The organism is Pseudomonas sp. AK106 (genome assembly GCF_053903055.1).
This window is the reverse complement of the sequence record NZ_CP096426.1, coordinates 181787-199269: the sequence shown is the minus strand read 5'-3', so window position 1 is coordinate 199269 and position 17483 is coordinate 181787. Positions and strand designations below refer to the sequence as shown.

At 60.8% G+C, this 17483-nt stretch carries 14 protein-coding genes and 1 pseudogene; 12 read left to right on the top strand and 3 right to left on the bottom strand.

The window, feature by feature from the left end:
- Positions 1–88: 88 nt before the first annotated feature.
- Positions 89–1126 (bottom strand): L-glyceraldehyde 3-phosphate reductase, encoded by a 1038-nt coding sequence (gene mgrA / locus M1E04_RS00895; protein WP_065991034.1) that lies wholly within the window; start codon positions 1124–1126, stop codon positions 89–91.
- Positions 1127–1278: 152 nt separating this feature from the next.
- Between mgrA and M1E04_RS00890 the strand changes: the two are divergent.
- A pseudogene (locus tag M1E04_RS00890) lies at positions 1279–1422 on the top strand (SDR family oxidoreductase); the annotation flags it as partial.
- 110 nt (positions 1423–1532) lie between these two features.
- Here the strand turns inward: M1E04_RS00890 and betT are convergent.
- Entirely contained in the window at positions 1533–3488 is a 1956-nt protein-coding gene (gene betT / locus M1E04_RS00885; protein WP_244160397.1) for a choline transporter BetT, read from the bottom strand.
- An 859-nt stretch (positions 3489–4347) separates the two neighbouring features.
- Complete coding sequence (gene epsC / locus M1E04_RS00880) at positions 4348–5292, bottom strand: serine O-acetyltransferase EpsC (RefSeq protein WP_197986109.1); 945 nt, start codon at positions 5290–5292, stop codon at positions 4348–4350.
- 215 nt (positions 5293–5507) lie between these two features.
- Between epsC and M1E04_RS00875 the strand changes: the two genes are divergently transcribed.
- From M1E04_RS00875 to M1E04_RS00825, 11 genes are all read left to right on the top strand, one after another.
- Positions 5508–6509 (top strand): D-cysteine desulfhydrase, encoded by a 1002-nt coding sequence (locus M1E04_RS00875; RefSeq protein ID WP_410930506.1) that lies wholly within the window; start codon positions 5508–5510, stop codon positions 6507–6509.
- Positions 6510–6739: 230 nt separating this feature from the next.
- Positions 6740–7537 (top strand): cystine ABC transporter substrate-binding protein, encoded by a 798-nt coding sequence (tcyJ, locus tag M1E04_RS00870; RefSeq protein ID WP_065991028.1) that lies wholly within the window; start codon positions 6740–6742, stop codon positions 7535–7537.
- Positions 7534–8202, top strand: coding sequence for a cystine ABC transporter permease (tcyL, locus tag M1E04_RS00865; protein ID WP_192135579.1), 669 nt, complete (start codon positions 7534–7536; stop codon positions 8200–8202). Before tcyJ ends, tcyL begins: the two co-directional genes overlap by 4 nt.
- Positions 8203–8205: 3 nt before the next feature.
- Positions 8206–8949, top strand: a complete 744-nt coding sequence (gene tcyN, locus M1E04_RS00860) for an L-cystine ABC transporter ATP-binding protein TcyN (protein WP_065991020.1) — start codon at positions 8206–8208, stop codon at positions 8947–8949.
- A 571-nt stretch (positions 8950–9520) separates the two neighbouring features.
- A complete protein-coding gene (locus M1E04_RS00855; RefSeq protein ID WP_410935316.1) occupies positions 9521–10255 on the top strand; it encodes a hypothetical protein in 735 nt (244 codons plus the stop codon).
- A gap of 506 nt (positions 10256–10761) precedes the next feature.
- Positions 10762–12003, top strand: a complete 1242-nt coding sequence (locus M1E04_RS00850) for an SfnB family sulfur acquisition oxidoreductase (protein WP_456292236.1) — start codon at positions 10762–10764, stop codon at positions 12001–12003.
- A 37-nt stretch (positions 12004–12040) separates the two neighbouring features.
- Complete coding sequence (locus M1E04_RS00845; protein ID WP_369320061.1) at positions 12041–13246, top strand: SfnB family sulfur acquisition oxidoreductase; 1206 nt, start codon at positions 12041–12043, stop codon at positions 13244–13246.
- Positions 13246–14610 (top strand): LLM class flavin-dependent oxidoreductase, encoded by a 1365-nt coding sequence (locus M1E04_RS00840; protein WP_456292235.1) that lies wholly within the window; start codon positions 13246–13248, stop codon positions 14608–14610. The genes M1E04_RS00845 and M1E04_RS00840 overlap by 1 nt, the downstream gene beginning before the upstream one ends.
- A gap of 90 nt (positions 14611–14700) precedes the next feature.
- A complete protein-coding gene (locus tag M1E04_RS00835) occupies positions 14701–15495 on the top strand; it encodes a MetQ/NlpA family ABC transporter substrate-binding protein (protein WP_456292234.1) in 795 nt (264 codons plus the stop codon).
- 2 nt (positions 15496–15497) lie between these two features.
- The gene (locus tag M1E04_RS00830; protein ID WP_456292233.1) at positions 15498–16628 is read left to right on the top strand and encodes a methionine ABC transporter ATP-binding protein; all 1131 of its coding nucleotides are present in this window, start codon (positions 15498–15500) and stop codon (positions 16626–16628) included.
- Positions 16618–17262: a methionine ABC transporter permease gene (locus M1E04_RS00825; protein ID WP_456292232.1), complete on the top strand. Its 645-nt coding sequence runs from the start codon at positions 16618–16620 to the stop codon at positions 17260–17262. The genes M1E04_RS00830 and M1E04_RS00825 overlap by 11 nt, the downstream gene beginning before the upstream one ends.
- Positions 17263–17483: the final 221 nt, after the last annotated feature.

Genomic DNA, 17483 nt, shown 5'->3' with positions numbered 1-17483 from the left:
GGCTTGCTGGCGAACGGACCGGTGTCAACGATAGAAACGTCGCCTGACGTGTTGAGTTCGCCAGCAAGCCGGCTCCAACAGCCCAGCGTCACTCAGCCGAAGACGGCTTCTCCCACAGATTAATCCCGCCTTCGACTGCGAAGCGGTCGATCTCTGCCAGTTCTTCCTGACTGAACTCAAGGTTGTCGAGGGCGCCGACGTTCTCGATGATCTGCTCCGGACGGCTTGCACCGATCAGTGCGGAGGTGACGCGTGGATCGCGCAGCGTCCAGGCCAGTGCCATCTGCGCCAGGCTCTGGCCGCGACGCTTGGCGATCTCGTTCAGCGCACGCACGTGCTCGATGTTCTGCTCCGACAAATGCGCCGCCTGCAACGAGCCGCCACCGGGACGGTTGACCCGCGCGTCTTTTGGAATGCCGTTCAGGTACTTGTCCGAGAGCAACCCCTGGGCCAGTGCGGTGAACGCGATAACGCCCGAGCCGAGTTCCTCTGTGGTGTCCAGCAGGTCTTTTTCGACCCAGCGATTGAGCAGGTTATAGGCCGGCTGATGAATCAGCAGCGGCACTTTCCACTCTTTCAGCAGGCCGGCGATTTCCCGGGTTTTGGCGCCTGAATACGACGAAATCCCGATATACAGCGCTTTGCCCTGCTGCACAGCGGTGGCCAGTGCGCTGGCGGTTTCTTCCAGCGGGGTGTCCGGGTCGAAGCGGTGGGAATAGAAAATATCGACGTAGTCCAGACCCATGCGCTGCAGGCTCTGGTCGAGGCTGGCGAGCACGTACTTGCGCGATCCGCCGCCCTGACCGTAAGGCCCCGGCCACATATCCCAGCCGGCTTTGCTGGAGATGATCAACTCGTCCCGGTACTGCTTGAAGTCTTCTTTGAGCAGGCGGCCGAAATTGATCTCGGCACTGCCGTAGGGCGGGCCATAGTTGTTGGCGAGGTCGAAGTGGTTGATACCCAGATCGAAGGCCGTGCGCAGCATCGCGCGCTGGGTGTCCATCGGCGTGCTGTCGCCGAAGTTGTGCCACAGCCCCATGGAGAGCGCTGGCAACACCAGGCCGCTACGGCCTACGCGACGATAGGGAATGCGTTCATAACGGTTTTCGGCAGCGATGTAAGTCATCCAGTCCTCTCTTTCTTGTATGGAAGTCAGGTCACATAACCAAACCCGTGAGATTACTCGGATTTCCGTGCGACGAGGGGGTTCAAGCGAGTGGACGAATGCCACCCGTTCAGCGCAGACAGGCGGCGATGCGCATTCAATTGTTCGCTTAGCAGATCCAGCACTTCGCCAACATGCCGCCGCTGCAACGGCTGGGACAGCCGAAAGATATCGCCAGCGTCGTGTCCTTCCTTGCCGGCCCGGATTCAGGCTGGGTGAATGGTCAAGTGCTGCGGGCGAATGGTGGCCTGGCGTAAAACCAGGCGGTAGAAGCGCGCGTGCCCGCGAAGATTTCGTGGCAGCCCCCGGTTAGGGGGACTGGCACGACGCCGTCGCGGGCACGCGTGTTTCTACAAACGAAACAGCCTCAACGCACCAGGTGCAGGAACTGCATGTGGCGCTCGTACTGATCGAGGATGTCGTTGATCACCTGTTCCTTGGTGTAGCCCACCAGGTCGTAGTCCTGACTGCCTTCGCTCAGGTGCACTTCGGCACGGTAGTAACGGCGGTTGTTGAGCTGCTTGGAGCCCATGCCGCCGCGCGCAAAGGACGGCGTGAAGTAGCCACGCATGGTCACCTGGTACACGAACGGACGCTCTTCACCGTGGCCGATCTCCAGGCCCACGGTGTCGTTGGCCGGATCCGGCTGAGTCACGACGGTCAGGCCCTTCTCGACGAACACTGCCGTCACTTCTTCAATCGCCGGGCGCACGGTCTGATCGAGGAAGCGGTAAACCTCGTCCCGGGACGGGAACGCCACCGCCTGGGTCAGACGCTGACGCCATCCGCCGCGCCGCGCTCCAGAGACCGGTGCCAGCGAATACAGCTGGGCGATCTTGCGCTGGGATTCCATATAGAACGCCTTGTGCAGCCCCCACATCATCAGCAGCAGAATCAGCGAGAACGGCAACGAGGTCAGCACCACCGCTGACTTCAGCGCATCGATGCTGCCCGAGAACAGCAACCCGCTGGTGATCAGCGCGGTCATCACGCCCCAGAACACGCGCAGCCATTTCGGGCCGTCTTCGTCCGGGCTGCCGCCTTTGGCGGACAGTGTCGACAGCACCACGGTGCCGGAGTCGGCAGAGGTCACGAAGAACACGAAGCTGATGAACACCGTCACGGCAATGACCGTCCGGCTCCACGGGTACGTCTGCAACATCAGGTACAGGGTCATCGACGGATCGTCGATAGCCGATTGGCCCAAGGCCGCCATGCCGTGGTTCAGCACCAGGTCGATGGCGCTGTTACCGAAGATCGACATCCAGGCCAGGGTGAAACCCAGCGGAATCAGCAACACGCCACAGACGAATTCACGAATGGTGCGGCCACGGGAGATACGCGCAATGAACAGACCCACGAACGGCGACCAGGCAATCCACCACGCCCAATAGAACACGGTCCAGCCGCCCAGCCAGTCACTCGGGCCGTCGTACGCATACACGTCGAAGCTCTTGACCGGCAGTGCGCCGAGGTAATCACCGATGTTCTGCACCAGGGTATTGAGCAGGTGTTGCGTGGGCCCGGCAAACAACACGAACAGCAGCAGCGCGCAGGCCAGCAGCATGTTGATGTCGGACATGACGCGCACGCCTTTGTCCACGCCTGCAATGGCCACGAGGATTGCCGCGCCCATCATCAGGGTGATCAAACCCACCTGAATCCATTGGGTGTGCGGCACGTTGAACAGGTAGTCCAGCCCGGAGTTCAGGTGCAGGACGCCAAAGCCCATGTCGGCGCCGAGGCCGAAGATGGTGGCGATGATGCCGAAGCCGTCGACCGCATAGCCGATCGGGCCATTGATGCGCTTGCCGATCAGCGGATACAGCGCTGAACGCAATGCCAGCGGCAGGTTATGGCGATACGCGAAGTAAGCCAGTGCCATGCCGACGAACGCGAACACGCCCCAACCGTGCAAGCCCCAGTGCAGAAACAGCAGCTGCATGGCCTGACGTGCCGATTGGGTGGTCCCGCCTTCCCCCTGTGGCGGCGCCAGCATGTGGGTCAGCGGTTCGGACACACAGAAGAAGAACAGCGTGATGCTGATCCCTGCGGCGAACAGCATGCCGGCCCAGGACAGGTAGCTGAACTCGGGTTCGTCGTGGTCCGCGCCAAGCTTGATCTTGCCGTAGCCTGAGATCGCGGTAACAACCACGAACAGCAGATACAGGGTCATGGCCAGCATGTAGTACCAGCCAACGGTATTGGCGGCCCAGTTCTGCGCGGCAAGCAACCAGGCACCCGAGGCTTCCGGGAAACCGATCACGACCAGTCCGAAGATCAGGATGAAGCTGGCGGCAAAGTAGAAAACAGGGCCGTTCATGCGAACAGCCGAGCTGTTCGGAGCGCTCGAATTATTCATATGAATACCGCCGCGCGGGCGAGGGGATTGATCATGCAACGTGTATGCGGCAAAGGTAGGCCTCCTGAGATCAGCGGGCAGCGAACCACCGGTTTAACTTGATTGAACGTTCAATTAAAACACGAAAACACGGCTGGAGACTAATGCACAGTGGCGTGACGCTCTCTCAGGCGAGGGTAGGACGGACGACGAAAGCCTTTCGTTCCGTGGGTTCGGGAGGGTTTTTAAAGCGCTGAAGAAATTGCGGAGTGACACACGCCGCCTTCCCGGCTAAAGCCGGTCCTACGAAGCGTACGCGGTCGATCAGTAGGACCGGCTTCAGCCGGGAAGAGGCCAGTGTGCGCAAGAAGATTTGCGACATGACGACTGACGCCTTCCCGGCTAAAGCCGGTCCTACGAAGCGTACGCGGTTGATCAGTAGGACCGGCTTCAGCCGGGAAAAGGCCAGTGTGAGCAGCCCGAAGATTTGCGACATGACGACTGACGCCTTCCCGGCTAAAGCCGGTCCTACGAAGCGTACGCGGTCGATCAGTAGGACCCGCTTCAGCCGGGAAGAGGCCAGTGTGCGCGCAAGAAGATTTGCGACATGACGACTGACGTCTTCCCGGCTAAAGCCGGTCCTACGAAGCGTACGCGGTCGATCAGTAGGACCGGCTTCAGCCGGGAAAAGGCCAGTGCGCGCACCCAAAAATTTGCGACATGACGACTGACGCCTTCCCGGCTAAAGCCGGTCCTACACGATGTGCGCGGTTGGTCAGTAGGACCGGCTTCAGCCGGGAAGAGGCCAGCGTGCGCACCCCGAAATTTGCGACATGACGGGCTACTTCGGACAGCCATCCTCGTGCTGCAGGCTCGCCTGATTGACGTTGCTGCCTGCCGGGACGCCGCGCGTCAGCCAGACGTTGCCGCCGATGGTCGAGCCCTTGCCAATGGTGATGCGCCCCAGAATCGTGGCGCCCGCATAAATCACCACATCATCTTCGACGATCGGGTGGCGCGCATGGCCCTTCAGCAACTGACCATCCTCATCGGAAGGGAAACGTTTGGCGCCCAGCGTGACCGCCTGATAAATGCGCACGCGCTCGCCGATGATTGCAGTCTCGCCAATCACCACGCCTGTCCCGTGATCGATGAAGAAGCTTGGGCCGATCTGCGCGCCGGGATGAATATCGATGCCGGTCGCGGAATGGGCCAGTTCGGCGCTGATGCGTGCCAGCAAGGGCAAACCGTTGTGATACAGGTGATGGGCCAGACGATGGTGGATCACCGCCAGAATGCCCGGGTAGCACAGCAACACCTCATCCACACTGCGCGCGGCGGGGTCGCCGTGATACGCCGCCAGCACGTCGGTGTCGAGGATGCGGCGAATGGTCGGCAGCGCGCTGGCGAAATCCTGAATCAGCCGTTCCGCATGCACGTCCGCGCAGCTGGCATCCTGGCCTTTCTGGCGGGCGGCGTAGCGCAGTTCAAGGCGCGCCTGGTCGAGCAACGAATTCAGCGCCACGTCGAGGGTGTAGCCGACGTAGAAGTCCTCGCTCTCTTCGCGCAGGTCCACCGGCCCCAGCCGCATCGGAAACAGCGCGCCGCACAAGGCATCGAGAATGTCGCGCATGGCCTCCCGCGAAGGCAGCTCGCGGCCGCCCTTCTCGCCGCTGATTCGGCCGTTGCTGGTACGCCAGTCATCACGCGCGGCGCGCAATTCGCCCACAATCCGCTGCAATTGCCAGTGGCCGGTCACGCCCTCGGCGCAGGATTCCGGGGACAGGTCGGGAATAGTGCTCACGCAGATTTCTCCTCAATTCAACGGCGAGTCAGGCTGTAACGGCCGAAGTGGAATCACTCTACGACATCCCTTCGCGGCAAAAAAATAACTATTTTTGTGAGGCTTCTGCCTGGAGGATGGCGGACGCCGGGCGGTTGCCCTGCGGGAAACGTCTGCCTATAGTCCTGCGACTCAATTGCAGACCTGTCGACGCCACCATGATCAAACAACAGCTCGCCCGTTTTAACCGTCTGGAATTGCTCGGCGGCCCGACGCCCTTTGAAAAGCTGGAACGCCTTTCGACCTGGGCCGGCCGCGACATTTACGTGAAACGCGACGACATCACCCCGTTGGCCATGGGCGGCAACAAGCTGCGCAAGCTGGAATACCTCGCGGCCGACGCCTTGGCTCAAGGGTGCGACACGCTGATCACTGCGGGCGCCATTCAGTCCAATCATGTTCGCCAAACCGCCGCCCTCGCCGCCCGTCTTGGCCTGGGTTGTGTCGCCCTGCTGGAAAACCCGATCGCGACTGACGACAGCAATTACCTGGGCAACGGCAATCGCCTGTTGCTGGATTTGTTCGATACCAAAGTCGAATTGGTCGAAAACCTCGACAATGCAGACGACCAGTTGCAGGCACTTGCGAGCCGACTGCGTCTCAGCGGCAAGAAGCCGTACCTGGTGCCGATCGGCGGTTCGAACGCCCTCGGCGCGCTGGGTTATGTGCAGGCCGGTTTTGAACTGGCCGAGCAGATCAAGCAAAGCGGCCTCTCATTTGCAGCCGTCGTCCTCGCGTCGGGCAGTGCCGGTACCCACAGCGGCCTGGCACTTGCGCTGGCTGAAGAACTGCCCGAGCTCCCGGTGATTGGCGTGACCGTGTCGCGCCCGGAAGAAACCCAGGCGCCCAAGGTTCAGCGTCTGGCCGAGCAAACCGTCGAACTGCTGGGCGAATCACTGCCCGCCGCGTTCAAGGTGCAGCTGTGGGACGAATACTTCGGCCCACGGTACGGCGAGCCGAATGCCGGGACGTTGGCGGCGATCCGGCTGGTGGCCAGTCATGAAGGGCTGCTGCTGGACCCGGTCTATACCGGCAAAGCCATGGCCGGACTGCTCGACGGCATTGGCCGGCAGCGTTTCGAAGACGGGCCGATCGTGTTCCTGCACACCGGCGGGGCGCCTGCCTTGTTTGCGTACCAGGGCGTCTTTTCGGCGGCATAGAGCCACCTTCACACTCCTGCTCGCAGGGTTGCACGGGCTTAATATTCCAAAAACTGATAAGCAGTCCGATTTTTATTATTTTTCAGGTCTTGGTTCGGGTCTTATGATCGCCGCCAGCCGGCGCGCAGAGCCGCGCAGGCGACTGAAAAAGCTGGATAAACGCGTGATCCCAACGTAGCTTCGTCGGGTCTGATACTTGCCTGACATTCCAATTAAAACAGGGGACTTTCATGAACATGTCTGCAATCCGCCGCACCTTTCTGTTGTCGGCCTTCAGCCTGGTGCTGGGCACCGGTCTGGTCAGCCAGGCTATGGCTGGCGAACAACTGGCAACGATCAAAAAGAATGGAACCCTCAATGTCGGCCTGGAAGGCACTTATCCCCCGTTCAGCTTCGTGGGTGAAGACGGCAAACTGACCGGTTTTGAAGTCGAGTTCTCTGAAGCACTCGCCAAGGAACTGGGCGTCAAGGTCAAGCTGCAAGCCACGCCGTGGGCTGGCATTCTGGCCGCGCTGGAATCCAAGCGTCTGGATGTGGTGATCAACCAGGTGACCATCTCCGACGAGCGCAAGAAAAAGTACGACTTCTCCGAACCGTACACCGTGTCGGGCATTCAAGCGTTGGTGCAGACCAAAGACGTCGGCGTGATCAAGACGGCTGCTGACCTGAAAGGCAAGAAAGTCGGCGTCGGTCTGGGCACCAACTACGAAGAATGGCTCAAAGCCAACGTGCCTGATGCCATCGTCAAAACCTACGACGATGATCCGACCAAATACCAGGACCTGCGTGTCGGCCGTATCGACGCCATCCTCGTCGATCGCCTCGCTGCACTGGAACTGGTCGCCAAGACCAAGGACAAACTGGCGGTCTCCGGCGAAGCGTTCTCCCGTCAGGAGTCCGGTGTCGCACTGCGCAAGGGCGAGCCTGAATTGCTGGACGCGATCAACAAGGCCATCGACAAGCTGCGCGCCGACGGCACCCTCGCCAAGCTGTCGGACAAGTACTTCAAGGCTGACGTGACCAAATGATTCCAGAGAGCCTTCAGCTCGCGCTGGACTCCGCGCCCTTTTTGCTCAAGGGCGCGTATTACACGGTGGGCTTGAGCCTGGGGTCGATGTTTTTCGGATTGGTGCTGGGCTTCGGCCTGGCACTGATGCGTTTGTCGAAGATCTGGGTCATCAGTGCCGTTGCCAGGGTTTACGTGTCGTTTTTCCGTGGGACGCCGCTTCTCGTCCAGCTGTTCATGATCTATTACGGCTTGCCGGACCTGGGGATTGAACTGGATGCGATCACCGCAGCGCTGATCGGTCTTTCGCTGAACATGGCCGCATATGCCTGCGAAATCCTTCGGGCCGCGATCAGTTCGGTGGACCGAGGGCAATGGGAAGCCGCTGCGAGCATCGGCATGACGCGCGCCCAGACGATGCGCCGCGCCATCTTGCCGCAAGCTGCACGCACCGCGTTGCCGCCACTGGGCAACAGCTTTATTTCGCTGGTCAAGGACACGGCGATGGCCGCCACCATTCAGGTGCCGGAAGTGTTCCGCCAGGCGCAGCTGATCTCTTCGCGGACGCTGGAAATTTTCACCATGTATCTCACCGTTGCGGTGATCTACTGGGTGCTGTGCAGCATCCTGGCGCATTTCCAAAATCGCCTGGAAGCACGGGCCAACCGCCACGACGTGGAGTCCTGAGGCATGATCACGGTTGAAAAACTGACCAAGCAATTCAAGGGCAACGAAGTGCTCAAGGGCATCGACCTGAAGGTCGAGCCTGGCGAGGTGGTGGCGATCATCGGCCCAAGCGGGTCGGGCAAAACCACTTTGTTGCGCTGCCTGAACCTGCTGGAAGTGCCCACGAGCGGCAGCATTGTCGTGGGCGACATCAAAGTCGATTTGAGCCGTCCGCTGAGCCAGCAACAGGGACTGATCCGGCAACTGCGCCAGCATGTCGGGTTCGTCTTCCAGAACTTCAACCTGTTCCCGCACCGCACGGCGCTGGAAAACGTCATCGAAGGCCCGACCGTGGTCAAGAAGATGCCGCGCGAGCAGGCCATCGAGCTGGGCCGCGCGCTGCTGGCGAAAGTCGGCCTCGCGGGGAAAGAGGACGCTTATCCGCGTCGGCTGTCTGGCGGCCAACAACAGCGGGTGGCGATTGCCCGTGCGCTGGCCATGGAGCCTGAAGTCATTCTGTTCGATGAACCGACGTCTGCGCTCGATCCCGAGCTGGTGGGCGAGGTGCTGAATACGATTCACGCCCTGGCGCTGGAGAAACGCACGATGGTGATCGTGACCCACGAAATGAGCTTCGCGCGGGACGTCGCCAACCGGGTGATTTTCATCGACAAGGGCGTCATCGTTGAACAGGGTGAGGCGAAAGCGCTGTTTGCCAATCCCAAAGAAGAACGCACAAGGCAGTTTCTTGAGCGCAGCAGGAACTAGTCCGACACGATATGTGTTCAAAACGGCGCCAACAGGCGCCGTTTTCTTTGTCGTTCATATTTAGAAAAGCGTTGATCCACTAAAAGTCTTACTGTTTCGACGCCGGCTAACCGCCGCACATCTATCTATTTTTTCTATATGTACAGCCCTCACTCTCTCCGCTTCCCCGCAACGTTGATTGACCATTTCTCCGCCCACAAATAACTGCCGCTGACACTTTTCATCCACTCGCTGGCTGTCAAAGGCGGCACGCCCGGCCGCTCAGGTAGGACCGGAGTCGTAACTCCCTCCCATAAGCAACGCCCGAGTGTAGGAAACTTCTGCATTTGTCTCTCACAGACTTTAAAAACTTAAATGCCGTTGACACAAACACCGCAACACAATTAGCTGAAATCGCTCCGTGTTTATTTTCTTTCCCAAACGGCAACTCACCAATTGCCACCGTTTGTAATGTTTGCCATGCCTGCGCATCCCGGCGTGTACTAGTGCCAGTCGTTTCCACGTTGCAGTTGCGATGAATTAACTACCTGACTTGCCTTGACCCAGGCGCACATTCGAAGAGTATTAAAAGATGATCCATACCCCTGTAATGACTCAGTCTTTCAAGTTGATGGCCCCGTATCTCCCACAGTCGAACAAGCACGGGATTGGCGCCCTTGCGGCGGCCGATCTGCAGGTACACATTGACCCCTGGCCAGAAATGGACTGTGGTGACTTGATCGAATTGTTTTGGGGAGGTTGTTATGCCGCGTCAAAACTTTTATCGGAGTCCGACATCGGGCATACATCCGTCCTACATGTACCCGAAAGTTTTCTTCGAAGCGGAAAAGTTAAAACCTACTATCGCGTTACCAAAATTGGCAGCGAACCCATTAAGTCTCCTGGCGCCAAACTGTGGGTCAAACTGGAGACTCCCGGCGGTCAATTGGTCAGCGGCGAGGGCGATGAGAATCAGGGGCTGGCACCGGTGACCTTCGCCGAGTCGGTCATGCACGACGGTTTGACGGCGCGCCATTTCGATGAGGGCGTACAGCTCACCCTCGACGCCTATCCCAACATGGATGCCTACGACGAGATCACCCTGCGCTGGGGCGACCTGCGTCTGGACTTGCCACCCCTCACCCAGGACGACGTCGGCCGGCCCATCGTTGTTGAAATACCGGCAGAGCTGGTGCGCGAGACCGGCGATGATCCCCATCTGGAGGTGAGCTACTGCGTGATTGACCGGGTCGGCAACAACTCGCGCTGGGCGCCGGCACGGCTGATCAAGGTATCTACCGACGTGACCGATGGGGCCGAAGTTTGATATCGACCCTGCCCAGAACGCTGTCGCGGCGCACCTTCTGCGCGCTGCGACACGTGTGCTGCCCGCCACATGCCCGCCACATGGCGTCGTGCAATGTGAACAACTCCACAGATCCGCAGAGGAGAAGAAAGCTCCCACATGATCTGCATCAGCGTCCTACAAATTCCTCCCTCGTCCATCGAAGACTGACTGCTAGCCTGCGGTGAAACCCTTCACGAGGTGTTCGCCATGCCCTGCAGACATATCGTCAAGTACATGATTCTGGCGCTGGCTTTCGGCTCATGCCTGACCTACACCCAAGCCACGGCGTTGGGGACGGCCGCCGCCATTTCGCCTTCTATGCTTATGCCTAAATGTGAGTTTATTTAATGTTTATACACGCTTAGGGTATATGCACCGGACCACCGGACCATCGTCAATTTTCCCGCCGCCATCGCGGTATTGATTCGAGGTTCGAATGGTCAAGCACAACGACCCCAGTGCTCGCGCTCGAGAAGGTCACCACCATGACTGATCTGAACGCCCTTTCTGTCCAGCACACCCTGGACGTGGCTCCTCCCCTGCTTCCTGCCAACGTATTGCGTAACGACGCCGACGCCATTGCCGCGGCCCATGAACTGGCCGCGATCGTGCGCCCCAATGCCGCTACGCGAGACCGCGAGCGGCAACTGCCTTGGTCGGAAATCGAACTGTTTACCCGCAGCGGTCTGGGCAGCATCTCGGTGCCGCGCGCGTACGGCGGGCCCCAAGTGTCATTCGTCACAGTGGCCGAGGTTTTCGCCATCCTCTCGGCAGCTGACCCTGCCGTGGGCCAGATTCCACAGAACCACTTCGGCATCCTCTACTCGCTGACGGGCAGCGCCACAGAGGCTCAGAAGGAAACGCTGTTCGCCAGCATCCTGGGCGGCGCACGCATCGGCAACGGCGGCCCCGAGCGAGGAACTAAAAACACCCTCGACCTGCGAACCCGACTGACTGCGGACGGTGATCATTATTTGCTCAACGGCCGCAAGTTCTACTCGACGGGCGCGCTGTTCGCCCACTGGGTGGCGGTCAAGGCCATCAATGACGACGGCAAACAGGTGCTGGTGTTCGTGCCACGCGGAACGCCGGGGCTGCACATCATCGATGATTGGTCCGGCTTCGGTCAGCGCACCACCGCCAGCGGCAGCGTGCTGCTGGAAAACGTGCGCGTGAGTGGCGAGCTGGTTGTGGATAACTGGAAGCTCGGCCTGTCGCCGAACATTCAGGGCGCGGTTTCGCAGCTGATTCAGGCGGCCATCGATGCGGGTATCGCCCGGGAAGCCATCGACGAAAGCATCCGTTTTGTGCGCGAGCGTTCACGACCATGGATCGACGCCAATGTGGCGCGCGCCAGTGACGATCCCTATGTGATCGCCGACATCGGCAAGTTAAAGCTCGAACTGCACGCCGCCGAAGCGCTGTTGCGCAAGGCCGGTCGCGTGCTCGATGACATTGCCGCCGCCCCCATCGACGAACACTCAGCGGCGCGGGCGTCCATCGTGGTCGCCGAACCCAAGGTGCTGACCACTCAGATCGCCCTGCTCGCCAGTGAAAAATTGTTCGAGCTGTCGGGCAGTCGCGCGACGTTGGCTGAATTCAATCTGGATCGGCACTGGCGCAACGCGCGGGTTCATACCCTCCATGACCCGGTGCGCTGGAAGGTGCACGCCGTCGGCGCCTGGCACCTGAACGGCACCCTGCCTGCCCGTCATTCCTGGATATAACCAGACCACTGGAAGCACACTTATGAGCCTTCAAACCTTGCCGCGTGACACGCAGGCGACCGCCGTGACCGCGATCATTCGTGACGACGCCGAGGCACTGCGCATCGCCCGCACGCTGGCGGAAGATTTCAAACAACAGAGCGCCACGCGTGATCGCGAACGGCGTCTGCCCCATCAGGAACTGGAAGCGTTTTCCCGCTCCGGACTGTGGGGCATCAGCGTGCCGAAGGCCTTCGGCGGCGCAGGCGTCTCCAATGTCACCCTGGCCGACGTCATTCGGATCATCTCTGCCGCCGACGCCTCCCTGGGGCAAATTCCACAGAACCACTTCTACGCGCTGGAAGTGCTGCGGCTGAATGGCAGCCCGGCGCAGCAGGCGCGGCTGTATGCAGAGGTCCTTGCCGGTCAGCGCTTCGGCAACGCGCTGGCCGAACTGGGCACCAAAACCGCCCACGACCGCACCACCCGCCTGAGCCGCGACGGCAACGGCTGGCGCATCAACGGCCGTAAGTTCTACGCCACCGGCGCTCTTTACGCCCAACGCATACCGACCTCGGTGGTCGATGACCACGGCGTGCAGCAGCTGGCATTCGTGCCGGCGAATGCCGCGGGGCTGAGCGTGATCGACGACTGGAGCGGGTTCGGGCAGCGCACCACGGGCAGCGGCTCGGTGGTGTTCGATAACGTGTACGTCGAAGCCGATGACGTGGTGCCTTTTCAGACGGCGTTTGAGCGCCCGACCACCGTGGGCCCGCTGGCGCAGATTCTCCATGCCGCCATCGACACCGGCATCGCTCGCGCGGCCTTTGAAGACGCGCTGCATTTCGTGCGCACCCGCACCCGGCCATGGATCGACTCCGGCATAGAAAAAGCCGTCGATGATCCGCTGACGCTGCACAGCTTCGGCAGGCTCGGCATTCGTCTGCACGCCGCCGAAGCCCTGCTTGAACGTTCAGGGGAATACCTTGATCGCGCACAGGCCGAGACCACGCCCGAAACGCTGGCCCAGGCATCGATTGCGGTGGCGGAAGCGCGGGCGATCAGCACTGAGATCTCACTGGATGCCGGCAGCACGTTGTTCGAACTCGCCGGTTCCCAGGCCACGCTGGCGGAGCACGGCCTTGACCGGCACTGGCGCAACGCGCGGGTTCACACGCTGCACGACCCGGTGCGCTGGAAGTATCACGCCATCGGCAATTACTACCTCAATGACGTCAAGCCGCCACGCCGGGGGACGATCTGATGAGCAAGAAAAAGATCCTGCTCAACGCGTTCAACATGAACTGCATTGGCCACATCAATCACGGCTTCTGGACACACCCGCGGGACACGTCCACCCAGTACAAGACCCTGGAATACTGGACAGATCTGGCGCAGTTGCTGGAGCGCGGGCTGTTCGACGGTTTGTTCATCGCGGACATCGTCGGGGTCTACGACGTCTATCAGAAGTCGGTGGACATGACGCTGAAGGAGTCGATCCAGTTGCCGGTGAATGATCCGTTGCTGCTGGTATCGGCCATGGCCGCGGTCACGAAAAACCTCGGCTTCGGCCTGACCGCCAACCTCACCTACGAGGCGCCGTATCTGTTCGCCCGGCGCATGTCGACGCTGGATCACCTGACCCGCGGACGCGTGGGCTGGAACATCGTCACCGGGTATCTGGACAGCGCCGCACGCGCGATGGGCCTGACCGAGCAGATCGAACACGACCGCCGCTACGACCAGGCCGATGAGTACCTGGAGGTTTTGTACAAGCTGTGGGAAGGCAGTTGGGAGGACGACGCTGTGATCGAGGACCGTCAGGCGCGCATTTATGCCCAGCCGGAAAAGGTCCACCCCGTGCGGCACAGCGGCGAGTTCTATCAGGTGGAGGGTTATCACTTGTGCGAGCCGTCGCCGCAGCGCACGCCGGTGTTGTTTCAGGCGGGCAGTTCCGAGCGCGGTTTGCAGTTTGCCGGCAGCAACGCCGAGTGCGTGTTTATCAGCGGGCAGAACAAACCCGCGACCCGCGAACAGGTCGACAAGGTCCGAGCCAGTGCCGTGGCCGCCGGGCGCAATCCCGATGACATCAAGGTGTTCATGGGCCTCAACGTGATCGTCGGCGCCACCGAAGAAGCGGCGCGGGCCAAGCATGCGGAGTACCGGTCTTACGCCAGCGCGGAGGCCGGGCTCGCCCATTTTGCCGCGTCCACCGGCATCGACTTCGCCGACTACGCGCTCGACGAGCCGATCCAGCACGTGAAAGGCAATGCCATTCAGTCAGCGACGAAGATCCTCAAGAACAACGACTGGACCCGCCAGAAGTTGCTCGATCAGCACGCCCTGGGCGGCCGTTACCTCACGCTGATTGGCTCGCCCGAGCAGGTCGCCGACGAGCTGGAATCGTGGATCGCCGAAACCGGTCTGGACGGCTTCAACCTCACCCGCATCATCACCCCGGAGAGCTACGAGGATTTCATCGATCTGGTGATCCCCGAGCTGCAACGACGGGGTTCGTACAAGACCGCGTATGAACACGGCACCTTGCGCGAGAAGTTATTTGAAGGCGACGCGCGACTGCCGGATCGCCACGCAGGGGCGAGCTACAGAACGCGCCGCAACGTGTAGGAGCGCGCTTGGTCTGGGCCGCGTCCGGACGAAGACGGCTTCACAGACATCTAAGCATTCAAACCAGACCACTGACCCGGATTACCACCCATGACCAAAACCCTCCTCACCCTCGCGCTGTCCCTGGGCCTGTTTACCGGGATCACCCACGCCGCTGATCAACCGCTCAAAGTCGGCACCACGGCGGCGTTCGCCATCCCGCTGGAAACCGCCGTCGCCGAAGCCGAGAAACAAGGCCTGAAGGTCGAGCTGGTGGAATTCACCGACTGGATCGCGCCCAACGTCAGCCTCAACGCCGGTGACATCGACGTGAACTACTTCCAGCACATTCCATTTCTGGAAAACGCCAAGGCCGCGTCCGGCTTCGATCTGGTGCCCTACGCGCCGGGCATCATCAACAACGTCGGGCTGTATTCGAAGCAGTACAAAAGCTTCGATGAGCTGCCAACCGGTGCGACTGTGGCGATCGCCAACGACCCGATCAATAGCGGACGCGGTCTGCAACTGCTGGCCAAGGCCGGCCTGATTACGTTGAAACCGGGCGTGGGTTACAAGGCCACCGAAGACGACATCACCGCCAATCCGAAGAAGATCAAGCTGATCCAGGTCGAAGCCGTGCAACTGGTGCGCGCTTATGACGATGCCGATCTGGTGCAGGGCTACCCGGCCTACATCCGTTTGTCGAAGACCTTCGATGCTGGCTCGGCGATCCTGTTCGACGGCCTCGACCACCCGGAATACGTGATTCAGTTCGTCATCAAACCGGACCACAAGGATGATCCGCGTCTGGCCAGGTTCATCGATATCTATCAGCACTCGCCCGTCGTGCGCGCCTCGCTGGATAAGGTCAATGGCTCGCTGTATCAAGTTGGCTGGAAGAACTGACCATGACCGCATCCGCGCAACGCGCTTTGACGCTTGAAGGTGCTGAGGCTCCCCATGCCGCCGAGCAAGCCGAACTCCATCCGCAGAAGCAACATGCCCATGTGCGTTTCATTAATCTGGGCAAGGTCTATGAAGGTCCGCAAGGGCCGGTGCCGGCGCTTCAGGGCATCGACCTGGATATCCAGCGCGGTGAGGTGTTCGGCATCATCGGCCGCAGCGGCGCAGGCAAGTCGTCGCTGATCCGCACCATCAATCGTCTGGAGAAACCCAGCAGCGGCCGCGTGCTGATCGATCAGGTGGACATCGGCGACTTCAACGAAGACACGCTGGTGGCGCTGCGCCGACGCATCGGCATGATCTTTCAGCATTTCAATCTGATGTCGGCCAAGACTGTGTGGCAGAACGTCGAATTGCCGCTCAAGGTCGCGGGCGTGCCCAAGGCGCAGCGTCAGCGCAAAGTCGCCGAGCTGCTGGCGTTGGTCGGGCTGGAAGGCAAGCACAAGGCCTACCCGGCACAGCTGTCGGGTGGGCAGAAGCAGCGCGTCGGCATTGCCCGGGCATTGGTGCATGATCCGGCGATTCTGCTGTGCGACGAGGCGACTTCGGCACTCGACCCGGAGACCACGCAATCAATTCTCGGCCTGCTGCGTGAGATCAACCGGCGCCTGGGGCTGACGATCATTTTGATCACCCACGAGATGGCGGTGATCCGGGAGATCTGTGACCGGGTGGTGGTGCTGGAAAAAGGTCAGGTCGTCGAGCAAGGCCCGGTCTGGCAGGTGTTCGGCAACCCGCAGCATGAGGTCAGCAAGACGCTGCTGGCGCCGCTGCAACAGGCGCTGCCGGAGGATGTTCAAGCGCGCTTGCAGCCGCACCCTTCCGAGCATCACGCCAGCGTTGTGCTGGATCTGCAGTTCACCGGCATCGACGGCAAGGAGGCTGATCTGTCGGCGTTATTCAGCGCCTTTGGCGGGCGGGTGAGCCTGCTGCATGGCGGCGTCGAACGCATTCAAGGGCGTGCGCTGGGCCACCTGCTGCTGGCGGTAAGTCATTCGCCACTGTCGGCGGAAGAACTGCTCAATCGCGCCCGCAAACACGCGCAGCAGGCGGGGGTACTGGGTTATGTGGCTTGATCGTCTCTGGCAGGGCGTCATCGATACCTTCCTGATGGTCGGCGTGTCGTCGTTGATCGCGTTGATGCTGGGCATTCCACTGGCGGTGATTCTGGTGACCAGCGGCAAGGGCGGCATCTTTGAAGCGCCCAACGTCAATCGGGTGCTGGGCGCGTTCGTGAATATTTTCCGCTCGGTGCCGTTCCTGATTCTGATGGTCGCGCTGATCCCGTTCACGCGGCTGATCGTCGGCACGACCTACGGCGTGTGGGCGGCGGTGGTGCCGCTGACCATTGCGTCGACGCCGTTCTTCGCGCGCATTGCGGAAGTCAGCTTGCGCGAGGTGGACCACGGTTTGGTCGAAGCGGCACAAGCGATGGGTTGCCGCCGCTGGCACATCGTCCGGCACGTGCTGCTGCCCGAAGCGCTGCCGGGCATCGTTGGGGGATTCACCATCACCCTCGTGACGATGATCAATTCATCGGCCATGGCGGGCGCGATTGGCGCCGGAGGGTTGGGCGACATCGCTTATCGCTACGGTTATCAGCGGTTTGATACGCAAGTGATGCTCACCGTCATCGTGTTGCTGGTGATATTGGTGGCGGTGATCCAGTTGGGTGGGGATCGATTGGCGTTGCGGCTGAACAAGCGCTGATCGAAGGGTGCTTTCCCTGCAGGACGGGCTATAGCCGGGAAAGCGCCAGGCGTCACACTGCAAATGGATGGCGCTGCCACTGGCCTCTTCCCGGCTGAAGCCGGTCCCACTAACATCATGCGTTCATTCAGTAGGACTGGATTTGGCCGGTCCTACTATTGGCATGCGTTTATTCAGTGGGACCGGCGTTAGCCGGGAAAGCGCCAGGCTTCACACCGCAA

Coding starts and splice junctions, on each gene's coding strand:
- mgrA (WP_065991034.1), bottom strand. CDS start 1,126: ATGACTTACATCGCTGCCGAAAACCGTTATGAACGCATTCCCTATCGT.
- M1E04_RS00875 (WP_410930506.1), top strand. CDS start 5,508: ATGATCAAACAACAGCTCGCCCGTTTTAACCGTCTGGAATTGCTCGGC.
- M1E04_RS00840 (WP_456292235.1), top strand. CDS start 13,246: ATGAGCAAGAAAAAGATCCTGCTCAACGCGTTCAACATGAACTGCATT.
- M1E04_RS00830 (WP_456292233.1), top strand. CDS start 15,498: ATGACCGCATCCGCGCAACGCGCTTTGACGCTTGAAGGTGCTGAGGCT.
- tcyJ (WP_065991028.1), top strand. CDS start 6,740: ATGAACATGTCTGCAATCCGCCGCACCTTTCTGTTGTCGGCCTTCAGC.
- tcyL (WP_192135579.1), top strand. CDS start 7,534: ATGATTCCAGAGAGCCTTCAGCTCGCGCTGGACTCCGCGCCCTTTTTG.
- M1E04_RS00825 (WP_456292232.1), top strand. CDS start 16,618: ATGTGGCTTGATCGTCTCTGGCAGGGCGTCATCGATACCTTCCTGATG.
- tcyN (WP_065991020.1), top strand. CDS start 8,206: ATGATCACGGTTGAAAAACTGACCAAGCAATTCAAGGGCAACGAAGTG.
- betT (WP_244160397.1), bottom strand. CDS start 3,488: ATGAACGGCCCTGTTTTCTACTTTGCCGCCAGCTTCATCCTGATCTTC.
- M1E04_RS00855 (WP_410935316.1), top strand. CDS start 9,521: ATGATCCATACCCCTGTAATGACTCAGTCTTTCAAGTTGATGGCCCCG.
- M1E04_RS00850 (WP_456292236.1), top strand. CDS start 10,762: ATGACTGATCTGAACGCCCTTTCTGTCCAGCACACCCTGGACGTGGCT.
- M1E04_RS00835 (WP_456292234.1), top strand. CDS start 14,701: ATGACCAAAACCCTCCTCACCCTCGCGCTGTCCCTGGGCCTGTTTACC.